General features: G+C 66.6%; 12 protein-coding genes. 11 read left to right on the plus strand and 1 reads right to left on the minus strand.

Annotated features, from left to right (window positions below; genetic code table 11):
* Positions 1–55: 55 nt before the first annotated feature.
* The 6 genes from QO014_RS03270 to QO014_RS03295 are packed head-to-tail and all read left to right on the plus strand — an operon-like array spanning position 56 to position 6,248.
* On the plus strand, positions 56–1,633 hold the full coding sequence (locus QO014_RS03270) for an ABC transporter substrate-binding protein (RefSeq protein ID WP_266347207.1): 1,578 nt from the start codon (positions 56–58) through the stop codon (positions 1,631–1,633).
* A gap of 26 nt (positions 1,634–1,659) precedes the next feature.
* On the plus strand, positions 1,660–2,622 hold the full coding sequence (locus tag QO014_RS03275) for an ABC transporter ATP-binding protein (protein WP_266347208.1): 963 nt from the start codon (positions 1,660–1,662) through the stop codon (positions 2,620–2,622).
* On the plus strand, positions 2,616–3,626 hold the full coding sequence (locus QO014_RS03280) for an oligopeptide/dipeptide ABC transporter ATP-binding protein (protein WP_266347209.1): 1,011 nt from the start codon (positions 2,616–2,618) through the stop codon (positions 3,624–3,626). The genes QO014_RS03275 and QO014_RS03280 overlap by 7 nt, the downstream gene beginning before the upstream one ends.
* Positions 3,623–4,555 (plus strand): ABC transporter permease, encoded by a 933-nt coding sequence (locus QO014_RS03285; RefSeq protein WP_266347210.1) that lies wholly within the window; start codon positions 3,623–3,625, stop codon positions 4,553–4,555. Before QO014_RS03280 ends, QO014_RS03285 begins: the two co-directional genes overlap by 4 nt.
* Positions 4,542–5,411, plus strand: a complete 870-nt coding sequence (locus QO014_RS03290) for an ABC transporter permease (protein WP_266347211.1) — start codon at positions 4,542–4,544, stop codon at positions 5,409–5,411. The genes QO014_RS03285 and QO014_RS03290 overlap by 14 nt, the downstream gene beginning before the upstream one ends.
* Positions 5,412–5,435: 24 nt before the next feature.
* A complete protein-coding gene (locus QO014_RS03295) occupies positions 5,436–6,248 on the plus strand; it encodes a glycerophosphodiester phosphodiesterase (protein ID WP_266347212.1) in 813 nt (270 codons plus the stop codon).
* Between the two features lie 25 nt (positions 6,249–6,273).
* On the opposite strand, the gene QO014_RS03300 is transcribed toward QO014_RS03295, so the two are convergent.
* Positions 6,274–7,224 (minus strand): LysR family transcriptional regulator, encoded by a 951-nt coding sequence (locus tag QO014_RS03300; protein WP_266347213.1) that lies wholly within the window; start codon positions 7,222–7,224, stop codon positions 6,274–6,276.
* A 93-nt stretch (positions 7,225–7,317) separates the two neighbouring features.
* On the opposite strand from QO014_RS03300, the gene QO014_RS03305 reads away from it, so the two are divergent.
* Genes QO014_RS03305 through QO014_RS03325 form a run of 5 tightly spaced genes read left to right on the plus strand, consistent with a single transcriptional unit; the run spans position 7,318 to position 12,204 of the window.
* Entirely contained in the window at positions 7,318–8,226 is a 909-nt protein-coding gene (locus QO014_RS03305) for a dioxygenase family protein (protein ID WP_266347214.1), read from the plus strand.
* Between the two features lie 3 nt (positions 8,227–8,229).
* Positions 8,230–9,189, plus strand: coding sequence for a VOC family protein (locus QO014_RS03310; RefSeq protein ID WP_266347215.1), 960 nt, complete (start codon positions 8,230–8,232; stop codon positions 9,187–9,189).
* Complete coding sequence (locus QO014_RS03315) at positions 9,186–9,845, plus strand: alpha/beta hydrolase (protein ID WP_266347216.1); 660 nt, start codon at positions 9,186–9,188, stop codon at positions 9,843–9,845. The genes QO014_RS03310 and QO014_RS03315 overlap by 4 nt, the downstream gene beginning before the upstream one ends.
* Positions 9,842–10,906: a maleylacetate reductase gene (locus tag QO014_RS03320; protein ID WP_266347217.1), complete on the plus strand. Its 1,065-nt coding sequence runs from the start codon at positions 9,842–9,844 to the stop codon at positions 10,904–10,906. Before QO014_RS03315 ends, QO014_RS03320 begins: the two co-directional genes overlap by 4 nt.
* A 26-nt stretch (positions 10,907–10,932) precedes the next feature.
* Entirely contained in the window at positions 10,933–12,204 is a 1,272-nt protein-coding gene (locus QO014_RS03325; RefSeq protein ID WP_266347218.1) for an ABC transporter substrate-binding protein, read from the plus strand.
* The last annotated feature ends 5 nt before the right edge of the window (positions 12,205–12,209 follow it).

Here is a 12,209-nt window from a genome sequence, read left to right on the forward strand (position 1 = left end):
GGCGACATCGCGGTGACGGCGCGCTCAGCGCTCCGTCGACATGGAGAACGGGACCATGCTCAAGACCAGTCGCAGAGATCTTCTGAAAGGCATCGCGGCCGCCGGCGTGTTCGGGGCGCTGCCGGGTGGATTGGCCCATGCGGCCGACGCAGCCGGTCGTCCGGACCTGCGCATTGGCGCCAACGGCCTGCCGCGCAGCCTGGAGCCGATCAACGGCATCGGCAATACCGGCATCCGCATCCTCAACCAGCTCTACGACACGCTGATCGTCCGCGATTTCTTCCATGATGGCGCTGCCGGCGACGCCACAGCGCTCGTACCGGGCCTCGCCGAACGCTGGGAGAGGCTCGACGACCGCACCGTGCGCTTCACGCTGCGCCAGGGCGTCCTGTTCCATAACGGCGTCGAGATGACGGCCGACGATGTGGCCTTCTCGTTCTCCTCCGAGCGCCTCTGGGGCGACGCGGCGCTGAAGGGCGTTCCGAACGGCCGCGCCTTCTCGCCCGATTTCGACGAGCCGGTCGTCGAGAGCCGCTATAGCGTGCTCATCAAGACGAAGACGCCGAGCTATCTGATCGAGAAGTTCATGGCGTCGTGGGTCGGCCGCGTCGTGCCGCGCGACTATTATCGCCAGCTCGGCGCCGAGGGCTTCGGCAATGCGCCGGTCGGCACCGGCCCGTACAAGCTGGCCGAATTCCGCCCGAACGACCGCGTGGTGATCGAGGCCTTCGACGGCTATTGGGGCGCGAAGCCGACCGCGGCCCGCATCATCTTCCAGTCGGTTCCCGAGCCCGCCACCCGCGTGGCCGGCCTCATCAGCGGCGAATACGACATCGTCACCACGCTGACGCCCGACGACATGGCGATGATCCAGCGCTTCCCGAATTTCGAGACGCGCGGCATGAACATCGAGAATTTCCAGATGTTCGTGTTCAACATGAACCAGCCGATCTTCAAGGATAACACGCTGCGCCGCGCCATGGCGCTCGCGGTCAACCGCCCGCTCCTGAACCAGTCGCTCTGGCACGACATGGCCTCGCTGCCGCGCGGCTTCAACTTCCCGCATTACGGCGCGACCTACGATCCGAACCGCGATTTCTTCCGCTACGATCCGGCGGCCGCGCGCGATCTCGTCAAGCAGAGCGGCTATGACGGCCGCGAGCTGACCTACCTGACCTTCGGCAACTACTACGCCAATGCCGTGCCGGCCATGATGATGATGATCGAGATGTGGCGCGACATCGGCGTCAAGGTCGTGCCGCTCAATGTCGCGCAGGGCAGCACCGTGCCGAACGAGCAGGTCTATCTGCGCAACTGGTCGAACGGCATGTCGCTCACCGACGCCGCCACCACGCTGGTGACGGAGTTCGGACCCGGCCGCCAGGTCCAGACGCGCCATGGCTGGCAGGCCCCGGCCGAGTTCAACGAGCTGGCCCTCAAGGTCATGCAGATCCAGGACGGCCCCGAGCGGTCCGCCGCCTTCAGTCGCATGCGCGATATCTTCGAGGCCGAAAGCCCGGCCGTGCCGCTCTACCGGCCGTTCGACGTCTATGCCGCGCGCAAGGACGTCATCTGGCATCCGGTCAGCTTCGAGATGATGGAGCTTCGCGCCAACAATCTGAAGTTCGCCTGATCCAAGCGCCGCCCGGTCACAGCGTCATGCTTCTCCAGGTCTCCGACCTCGCCATACGCTCCCGCTCGGGCGGCGTCCGTATCCTCGACGGCGTCGATCTGCAACTCGGCGCCGGCGAGGTCCTCGGGCTCGTGGGCGAATCCGGCTGCGGCAAGAGCATGACGTGCTACGCCATCGCCGACCTGCTGCCCGCCGGCCTCGTCCGCGCGGGCGGCAGCGTGCGCTTCGACGGCGTCGACATGGGCAGCCTCGACGAGCCGGCCCGGCGTCGGCTGCGCGGCGGCCGGATCGCCATGATCTTCCAGGATCCGACCAGCCATCTCAATCCCGTCCACCGCGTCGGCACCTATCTGGAAGGCGCGCTGAAGCGCCATCGTGGGCTCTCCGGTACCGACGCGCGCATGGAGGCGATCCGCCTGCTGGAGCGCGTCGGGATCAGTGATGCCAAGCGGCGCATGAACGCCTATCCGCATGAATTCTCCGGCGGCATGAACCAGCGCCTGATGATTGCCCATGCGCTGGCCTGCGAGCCGGACCTGCTCATCGCCGACGAGCCGACCACCGCACTCGACGTAACGACACAGGCCCAGATCCTCGACCTGATCGAGACGGTGCGCGCGGAGACCGGCATGGCAATCCTGATCGTCTCGCATGATCTCGGTGTGATCGCCCGCCTCGCCGATCGTGCCGCCGTCATGCATTGCGGCCGCATCGTCGAGACCGCGCCGGTCGAGGCGCTGTTCGACCGACCCGCCCATCCCTATACGAGCGCACTCATCGGCTGCATGCCGACCGTCGATCCGGATGATTGCGATCCGCCGCGGCCGATTCGCGGGTCCGTGCCGTCGCTCGCCGACCTGCCGGGCGGCTGCCATTTCCACCCGCGCTGCGATCGCCGGATGCCCGCCTGCGGGCTCGCTCGTCCGCCCCTTGCAGCGCTGGCCGATGGGCAGTCGAGCGCGTGCTTCAATCCGGTGCCGACATGGTGAGTGCAGTCCCCATTCTCGAGGCGCGCGGCCTCGGCCGCATATTCACCCGGCGCGGCGGCCTCTTCGCGCCCAGATCGGTGCTGCGCGCCGTCGAAGGCATCGACCTTGAACTGCCCGTTGGCGGACGCCTCGCCATTGTCGGCGAATCCGGCTGCGGCAAGTCCACGCTCGGCCGCCTGCTGCTCGGTCTCGCCGCGCCTTCCGCCGGAACCATCCTCTTCGAGAGCATGGAACATGGCCATCGCTCGCCTGCCGACTGGAAGCGCTTTCGTCGCGAGAGCGCGCTGGTGCAGCAGAACCCGCTTGCCGCCCTCGACCCGCAGATGACGATCGGCGCGCAGGTGGCCGAGCCGCTGACCGTCCATGGCCGGGCGCGTGGCGCCGCCGCGCGGGAGATGGCGGAGCGCGGCCTCGTCGAGGTCGGCCTCGGGCCGGAGATGATGGCCCGCTTCCCGCACCAGCTGTCCGGCGGCCAACGCCAGCGCGTCGTGATTGCCCGCGCGCTCGTCATGTCGCCGAAGCTCGTCGTCTTCGACGAAGCCGTCTCGGCGCTCGACGTTTCGGTGCAGGCGCAGGTCGTGGGGCTGATCAACGCGCAGCAACACCGGCTCGGGCTCAGCTATCTCTTCATCTCGCATGATCTCCGGATCGTGCGGCATGTCGCCGATCGCATCGCCGTCATGTATCTCGGCCGCATTGTCGAAACCGGCCCGATCGACGCGATCTATCGTGCGCCCACGCATCCCTACACGCAGGCGCTTCTCGCCGCGGTGCCCCGTCTCGATCCCCGCGCGCGCCGTCCGGCGGTCACCATTCGCGGCGAGGCGACCGCCTCGGCTGCCGACGGACCGGGCTGCGCGTTCCGGACGCGCTGCGCCATGGCGATCGCGCGCTGCGCCAGCGAGCGGCCGGAGCTTCTCGCGCTCGGCGACCGCGCGACCGCCTGCCATCGCGCGGGGGAAGTGTCCGAGCCGCAGCGCGAACGGATGGAGCTGGTCTCGTGAGCCGCTTTCTCGCCAACCGCCTGCTGCGCGCGCTGATCACGCTGTTCCTGACCGTGACCTTCGTCTTTATCGTGCTGCGCTTCAGCGGCGATCCGGCGGAGCAAATGCTGTCGCCCGACGCCACCCCGGAGGCGATGCAGGCCTTCCGCGAGCGCTGGGGCCTCGATCGGTCGATCCTCGAACAATATCTCTTCTATGTCCGCAACATCGCCTCGGGCGAGTTCGGCTTTTCCTATGCCAATGGCCGCCCGGTGATCGATGTCGTTACCGAGCGCATACCGAAGACGCTGATCCTGACGGGCGCCGGCCTCGTGACGCTGATCCTGATCGGCGTTCCCGCCGGCATCGCCGCGGCGCTCCGCCGCAACACCGCCGCCGACCGGATCACCATGAGCCTCGCCGTCGGGGGCTACAGCATACCGAGCTTCCTGCTCGGCCTCGCGCTCATCTATGTCTTCGCCGTCGAATTGCGCTGGCTGCCGAGCTCCGGCAGCGGCGACTGGCGCCACGCCGTGCTGCCGATCGCGACCTACGGTCTGGCCGGGGCGGCCGGTATCGCCCGCTTCACGCGCTCAGCGATGATCGAGGTGCTCGACCAGCCCTATATCCGCGCCGCCAAGGCGGCGGGAATCGCGCCCATCGAGATCGTGTTCCGCCATGCGCTGCCCAATGCGTCAATCCCGATCGTCACCATGCTCGGCTTCAATGTCGCGGGGCTGCTCGGCGGCGCCGTCCTCGTCGAGACCGTGTTCGCCTGGCCCGGTCTCGGCAGCGGCTTTGTGCGCGCCGTAAGCCAGGGCGATCTCGCGGTGGTCCAGTTCATGGTGCTGATCTTCACCGCCTTCATGGTCTCGGTGAATTTCACCGTCGACGTCCTCTACGCCGTCCTCAATCCTCGCATCCGGCTGTCCGACCATGGCGCTCACTAGTCTTCCGGGGGCGCTTCGCCTCAGCACGTCGGGGATGCGCTCGCCGCTCTCGATCCGACTCGCCATGCTCTGGCTCGTCGCCGTGCTCGCGATCGGCATCTTCGCGCCGCTCCTGGCGCCGCACGATTATCTGCACCAGTCGCCGCTCGAGCGCTTCCTGCAGCCCTGGTTCCTGGGCGGCACGCCGACCCATCTGTTCGGCACCGACTATCTCGGACGCGATGTGCTGAGCAACCTGCTGATGGCGACGCGGACATCGCTCGTCGTGGCGATCCTCGGCTCGCTGATCTGCGCGCTGCTCGGTACGGCACTCGGTTTCACGGCGGCGCATTTCGGCGGCACGGTCGACAATCTGATCATGGGCTTCTCGGACGCGATGGCGTCGGTGCCGTTCATCATCTTCGCGCTCGCCGTGCTCGCTTTTTTCGGCTCCGATCCGCTGATCTTCATCGGGCTCGTCGGTGTCGCGTCATGGGAGCGCTATGCGCGGCTGACGCGCGGGCTCGTACTCGATGCCGCGACCAACGGCTATGCCGAGGCCGTGCGGATCACCGGCGCGGCGCCTTTGCGGATCTATCTGCGGCACATCCTGCCCAACATCATCGGCCCGCTCGTCGTGCAACTCACGATCAACTTCCCCGAGATCATCCTGCTCGAAAGCGGTCTGTCCTTCCTTGGTCTCGGCATCCAGCCGCCCTTGACCAGCCTTGGTCTGATGGTCGCGGAAGGGCGGGACTATGTCGCCATCGCCTGGTGGCTCTGCGCGCTGCCGGGCATCGTCATCCTGCTCACGACACTCGCCGTCAGCCTTGCCGGCGACCATCTGCGCGACCGTTTCGACGCGCGCCTGCGCTAATTCCCCCAACGACCTGGAGAAACCATGTCCCTGCTGCGATCCGAAACCGGCAAGATTCATATTTGTGGCCATCGCGGCCACAGCGTCGGCGCGCCCGAAAACACGCTTGCCGCCTTCCGGATGGCGAAGAGCCTGGGCGGCACGTTTTGCGAAACCGATCTGGCGCTGACGCAGGACGGCGAACTCGTGCTGATCCATGACCAGACCGTCGACCGCACTACCGACGGCAAGGGGCTCGTGGCCGGCATGACGCTCGCAGAACTCGCGAGCCTGGATGCGGGCGGCTGGTTCGGCGCGGAATTCGCCGGCGAGCCGATCCCGACGCTGCGCGACGCATTGGCGCTCGCCCGTGACATCGGGCTGATGCTCCAGGTCGAGCTCAAGATCTATGGCCGCGACGATGCGCTCCTTCCTCCGCTCGCCGCGCTCCTTGACGAGATGGACGCGCATGAGCTGGTTCAGTTCTCCTCCTTCGACTTCCGGCAATTGCGCGAGGCGAAACGCCAGATCCCGAAGGTGCGCACCGTCGGCATCACCCATTCGCGCCTGATCGACCCGGTGGCGACGGCGCGGGCGACCAATCTCGACGCGATCAACATCGAGATCCAGCATTTCCCGAGCGGCGAGGCGCTGGAACTGCACGAGGCCGGCATCGCCGCCTTCCTCTACGTGCCGCGCCCCGAGAAGATCGCGCGCGATGCGGCCTACGGCCTCGACATTGAGGGTGCGCTGCTCGGCTGGGTCGAGGACGGCCGGATCGACCAGCTCTGCGGCGACGATGTCGGCTGGCTGACGCGTTTCGTCAGTGGCGAGCCTTGGTCGATGCAGGCCGAATGAGGGCAGGCCGGATCCGGTCGGGCGATCAGCGTCCCCAGACGACGGCGTTTTCGTGGCGCTTGATGATGTGCTTCAGGTTCTCGAACGCCGTCGTGACATGGCCGGCGAATCGCTCGGCGGCGGGCGAACGATGCCCGCCGACCCGCCGCAGGATGCCGAGTGAGCGGTTGGGCTGCGGGATCTCATAGGGGAGGACCATCACGCGGTTCTCCTTTCTCTGCGCGAACACGACGGAGAAGGGCAGCACGGCGAGCGCGTCCGTCTCGGCGAGAAAATTGATGACGCTCATCAGCGAGCCACCGGAATAGCGAACGTTGAGGTCCGACATGCCGATGCTCATCAGGATCATCTGCAGGTCCGACATCAGCGGCGAGCCGGGCAGGGGGGCCACCCAGGGAAAGCTGGTCAGGTCGTGCGCCCGGAGGCGCCGATTGCGCAGCAGCGGATGGTCCGGACGGCAGGCCACGATGTTGCGGCCAGGCAGGATCTCGGTGAATTCGAAGCCGGGTCCGAGGTCGAGGACGCCGATCGGCACGATGCCGAGGTCGATCTGGTTGCCCTCCAGCGCCGCGACCATTTCGGGCAGGTTCAGATAGCTCTGCTGGACGGTGACCTCAGGCTCCAGGTTCTGGAATTCGCCAATCATCCGGCTGATCATCGCATCCATGAAAAACGGCACGCCGCCGACGCGCACGACGCCCTTGGTGCCCTTCATGAAGCCTTGCACGGCATCGGACGCCTTGCGCGAGGCGGTGATGATCGTCCGGCCCTGCGCGGCAAGCTGAGCGCCGAGCGGCGTCGCCTGCAAGGGGCGGCGGCCTTTCAGAAACAGCGGTTCGCCGACCCGCGCTTCCAGCATGGCGAGCGAACGGCTGACCGCCGGCTGGGTCAGGCCCAGCATGGCGGCGCCCTCCGATACGCCGCCCGCATCCAGCACGGCGGCAAGCTGCATCAAATGGCGTTCATTCAGCTTCATAGCAAAGTGCTATACAAGCCTGCTCACAACTCATCAAGCATCGCCTCGGACCGTGCTATCCCGTTGAGCAAGGGGAAGGGAGGCCCCGGCGGAATGCACGGCCAGCACGACGGCCCGCAGAGGGATGAAATCCCCGGGGCGATCTCGACGCAGGCGGAGGAGTTCTCGCGTCGTTTGACGGCAGCAGGCCAGTCCCGCCTCGCAGCGGCGGCGCAGGCGGCCGTGGATGGATTACACGCGCTGATCGCGGAGCTGCGGCCCTCGGGCGAGGAGTTCCGCCTGGCGATCGATTTCCTGACAGAGGTCGGTCACTACGCCGACGCCCGGCGGCAGGAATGGGTGCTGTTCGCCGATGTCCTCGGCGTGTCCTCGCTGATCGAGGACCAGAACAGCCCGCGGCCTGCCGGTGCGACCCCCAACACGCTGGCCGGTCCGTTCTACCGGTCCGACGTGCCGGAAATGCCGCTCGGCGCCAATATCTCGCGCGACCACAAGGGCGAGCCTCTCGATGTCGAGGGCCGAATCGTCGGCCTTGATGGCGCCGGGATCGGCGGCGCGCTCGTCGAGGTCTGGCAGGCCAATGCCGAGGGTCTCTACGAGAACCAGGAGCCGGACAGGCAGCCCGAGTTCAATCTGCGTGGCCGATTCCATGCCGATCCGCAGGGGCGGTTTCGCTTCGTCACGGTGAAGCCGAAGGGCTACGCGCTGCCATCGGACGGGCCTGTCGGCCAGCTGATGTCGGCGCTCGGTCTCGGCCTCGAACGACCCGCCCACATTCATTTCCGTGTCTCGGCCGACGGTTTCGAGACGCTGACGACCCACATTTTCGACCGATCCGACCCTGCGATCGGCCGGGACGCCATTTTCGGGGTCAAGCCCGAACTCATGGCCGAGTTTCGTGCGCTTCCTCCCGGTGGAGGAAAACGGAAGCACGCCCTCGACCTCAATCTCGTGCTCTGCCCACAGCGGCAGGGCGAAAGCGGAACCTCTGGGAGGAGATGACCGATGGCCCGTATAAGCGGCTACCACCATTTGACGATGTCGACCGACAGCGCGCAGGACGACTATGACTTCTATACCAAGACGCTCGGCCTGCATTCGGTGAAGCGCACCGTCCTGTTCGACGGCGTGATCCCTGTCTATCACCTCTATTACGGCTCGCCGAACGGCGATGCTTCGACGATCATCACCACGTTTCCGTTCCGCAAGCCCGGTGTCTATGGCCGTCGCGGTACGAACCAATCACGCACCATCATGCAGGCCATCCCCAAGGGAGCGGCCGATTTCTGGGTCGACCGGCTGAACGAGCGCGGCATCGAGGCGACGAAGATCACGCGTTTCGGCGCCGATCGCGCTCTCTTCGCGCATCCGTGCGGCATTGTGCATGAGCTGGTGGAGAGCGACAGCGATCCGCGCGAGCCCATCACCAACGCGGCACAGGGCATCGGCAAGGATCATGGCATCAAGGGCATTTATGGCAGCGTCGTCGCCGTCATGGACCGCACCGCCATGGACGACTTCCTGACCATCGCGCTGCCGCTGGAGAAGGAAGCCGACACGCATGAAGGCCTCGTTTATCGCGTGCCCGACGCTGGTGGCGTCAATCAGCGCGTCGAGGTGATCGTCGACCGCGATAGCCCTCAGGGCACATGGACGCTGGCCGGCGGCACGATCCACCATCTCGCGCTCAATACGGGCGACGAAGAAAACCAGATGGCGCTGCGTGCCCATATCGAAGGTCTCGGCTTCACCGACATCTCCGAGCAGAAGGACCGCAACTACTTCAAGTCCTGCTATGTCCGTTCGCCCGGTGGCGCACTGTTCGAGCTCGCCTGGACCACGCCGGAAGGCTGGGCCAAGGACGAGCCTCCGGGCGCGATTGGCAAGACGCTCGTGTTCCCGCCCTGGTTCAAGGATCGCGAGGCGGAACTCCGCGCCGGCCTCGAGGAGGCGGAATTCGCATGAATTCCGGCAGCGGTCCGCTTCGGCTTGGGTCGAGGGGTTCGGAGGCGAAGGCGATCTGCGTCTTCGTCCACGGCCGCGGCCAATCGCCGGAAGAGATGCAGTCCCATGTGCTGGCGCGGCTTTCCGCGCCATCCGTGGCCTTCGTCTTGCCGCGCGCACCGCTGGGTGCGTGGTGGGATGCGCGCGCCGTCGAGCCGCTAACGCCGGTCGCCCGTGCGCAGCTTTCCGCCGCGCTCGATCATCTGGCGGCGGCGCTCGCCGCCGCGCGGGGAGAACTGCCCGGCCGGCCGCTGCTTCTGGCCGGCTTCTCGCAAGGGGCGTGTCTCGCTATCGAATATCTCTGCGCCGGATTGCCGCCGCCGGACGCGCTGGCGGCCTTTACCGGCTGCCGCGTCGGTGTCGCGACCGATGCGCGGTCCGAGGCCGCACCAGCCGGAACCACCGTCTATCTCTCCGGCGGTGATGCCGACCCCTGGATTCCCGTCTCGGCCTTTGCCGATGCGGCCCAGTCGCTCGGCGGCAGTGGCGTGCGCCTCCGGGCCGATCTGTTTCCCGGCCGCGGCCACGAGGTCAGTGACAGCGAGATCGCCATGCTGGACGGGATGCTTGCCGACCTTGCGGCCGGCCGGAATCCGCGGATGGAGGCGGCACGATGATGGAGAATTTCGTCTTCCCGGGTCTGACGACGCGCGTCGTTTTCGGTTCGGGAACGATGGCGCGCGCGGAAGAGGAAGTCCGGCGGCTCGGCCATGACAAGGTCCTGGTGCTCTCTACGCCGCATCAGAAGGCGGATGCCGAGAAGCTGGCGACGAGCCTGGGTAGCCTGTCCGCCGGGATCTTTGCCGGCGCGGTCATGCATACGCCGGTCAATGTGACCGAAGAGGCGGTCGAGGCGTTCCGAGCCAGTGGTGCGAGCGCGGTCGTCAGCCTCGGCGGCGGCTCGACCACGGGGCTCGGCAAGGCGATTGCGCTGCGGACGGGCGCCGATCAGGTCGTGATCCCCACGACCTATGCCGGCTCGGAAATGACCGACATTCTCGGCGAGACGGCGGGGGGCGAGAAGACCACGCGCCGTTCGCCGGATATTCGTCCCGAGACCGTCATCTATGACGTCGACCTGACGCTGAGCCTGCCGGTCGGGCTCACCGTGACCTCGGCAATGAACGCGATCGCCCACGCGATGGAGGCGTTCTACGCGCCAGACCGCAATCCGGTGATCGTGCTGATGTGCAGGGATGCGCTTGCCGCCTTTCGCGACGGCATCCCGAAGCTGATCGAGGATCCGCACGACCGGACGGCGCGGGCCGAGGCGCTTTATGCGGCGTGGTGCTGCTCGACGGCGCTCGGCTATGTCCAGATGGCGCTGCATCACAAGCTCGCCCATGTCTTTGGCGGTTCGCTCGACACGCCCCATGCCGAGACCCACGCGATCCTGCTGCCCTATACGACTGCCTTCAACGAAGCGGCGGTGCCAGAACTGCTTGCTCCGATTGCCGATGCGTTCGGCGGCGGATCGGCCGGCGGCGGAATTTGGGATTTCGCGAGAAGCGTCGGCTCGCCGCTGAGCCTCAAGGCGATTGGTATCGAGGAAGCCGATCTCGACCGGGCCACGGCGATCGCCGTCAGGAATGCCTACGCCAATCCGAGGCCAATAGACCCGGGATCGATCCGCGAACTTCTCCAGGCGGCGTGGGAGGGACGCCGTCCGGGGGGCTGAGAATAAACAAGAGGGAGGAGGAAGACATGATTACAAGACGCAGCTTACTGAAGGCTTCGGCGGCGACGGGACTGACCCTCGCCACGTCTGGCCTTGCCATGCCGGCCATCGCGCAGGGCGCCAAGATCCGCCTCGGCTATGTCTCGCCACAGACGGGGCCGCTCGCCGGCTTCGCCGAGAGCGACGCCTACAACATCAAGGCGTTCCTGGCTTCCGAGGCCGGCAAGAACTTCGAAGTCATCGTCAAGGACAGCCAGTCCAATCCGAACCGCGCGGCCGAGGTGGCGAAGAGCCTGATCGTCGATGACGAGATCAACCTGATGCTCGTCGGCTCGACGCCGGAAAACACCAATCCGGTCGCCACCACCTGCGAGGCGGAAGGCGTGCCCGTCATCTCGACCATGGCGCCCTGGCAGCCCTGGTTCATCGGCCAGCAGGGCAATCCCGGCGATCCCGCGTCCTGGAAGCCGTTCGAGTTCGCCTATCACTATTTCTGGGGTCTCGAAGACATCATCGCCGTCTATACCGGCATGTGGAAACAGCTCGACACCAACGGCAAGGTCGGCGGGCTGTTCCCGAACGATGCCGACGGCAATGCCTGGGGCGATCCGAAGAATGGCCTGAAGCCCGGCCTTGATGCGGCGGGCTTCAGCCTGACCGATCCCGGCCGCTACCAGAACCTGTCGGATGATTTCACCGCCCAGGTGAACGCGTTCAAGGCCGCCAATGTCGAGATCGTGACCGGCGTGGTGATCCCGCCCGATTTCACGACCTTCTGGAACCAGGCCCGTCAGCAGGGCTTCAAGCCGAAGGCCGTGACGGTCGCCAAGGCGATCCTGTTCCCGCAATCGGTCGAGACGCTGGGCGATGCCGGCAACAACCTCTCCTCCGAAGTCTGGTGGTCGGCGTCCCATCCGTTCAAGTCGACCCTGACAGGCCAGTCCTCGGCCGAGCTTGCGGCCGACTATACCGCCAAGTCCGGGCGCCCGTGGACCCAGCCGATCGGCTTCGTCCATTCGCTGTTCGAAGTGGCGGCGAATGTCATGGGCCGCGTCTCCGACCCGACCAAGGCCGAGGCGATCGCGGAGGCGATTGCCGCCACCGACATGACGACGGTCGTCGGCAAGGTGGCGTGGAACGGTGCCGGCGTGCCGCCCTTCGCGGCCAAGAACGTCTGCAAGACGCCGCTCGTCGGCGGGCAGTGGCGGAAGAAGGATAGCGGCTTCGATCTCGTCATCGTCGAGAACGCCAGCGCGCCCGAGATTCCGGCCGCCGGCAAGATGGAAGCCCTGGTCTGATGCCT

This window comes from Kaistia dalseonensis (assembly GCF_030814715.1).
GTDB classification, from domain to species: domain Bacteria; phylum Pseudomonadota; class Alphaproteobacteria; order Rhizobiales; family Kaistiaceae; genus Kaistia; species Kaistia dalseonensis.

Bases quoted from the DNA above. Each gene is read 5' to 3' on its own strand.
- QO014_RS03270 (WP_266347207.1), top strand. From the start codon at position 56: ATGCTCAAGACCAGTCGCAGAGATCTTCTGAAAGGCATCGCGGCCGCC.
- QO014_RS03275 (WP_266347208.1), top strand. From the start codon at position 1,660: ATGCTTCTCCAGGTCTCCGACCTCGCCATACGCTCCCGCTCGGGCGGC.
- QO014_RS03280 (WP_266347209.1), top strand. From the start codon at position 2,616: ATGGTGAGTGCAGTCCCCATTCTCGAGGCGCGCGGCCTCGGCCGCATA.
- QO014_RS03290 (WP_266347211.1), top strand. From the start codon at position 4,542: ATGGCGCTCACTAGTCTTCCGGGGGCGCTTCGCCTCAGCACGTCGGGG.
- QO014_RS03295 (WP_266347212.1), top strand. From the start codon at position 5,436: ATGTCCCTGCTGCGATCCGAAACCGGCAAGATTCATATTTGTGGCCAT.
- QO014_RS03300 (WP_266347213.1), bottom strand. From the start codon at position 7,224: ATGAAGCTGAATGAACGCCATTTGATGCAGCTTGCCGCCGTGCTGGAT.
- QO014_RS03305 (WP_266347214.1), top strand. From the start codon at position 7,318: ATGCACGGCCAGCACGACGGCCCGCAGAGGGATGAAATCCCCGGGGCG.
- QO014_RS03310 (WP_266347215.1), top strand. From the start codon at position 8,230: ATGGCCCGTATAAGCGGCTACCACCATTTGACGATGTCGACCGACAGC.
- QO014_RS03315 (WP_266347216.1), top strand. From the start codon at position 9,186: ATGAATTCCGGCAGCGGTCCGCTTCGGCTTGGGTCGAGGGGTTCGGAG.
- QO014_RS03320 (WP_266347217.1), top strand. From the start codon at position 9,842: ATGATGGAGAATTTCGTCTTCCCGGGTCTGACGACGCGCGTCGTTTTC.
- QO014_RS03325 (WP_266347218.1), top strand. From the start codon at position 10,933: ATGATTACAAGACGCAGCTTACTGAAGGCTTCGGCGGCGACGGGACTG.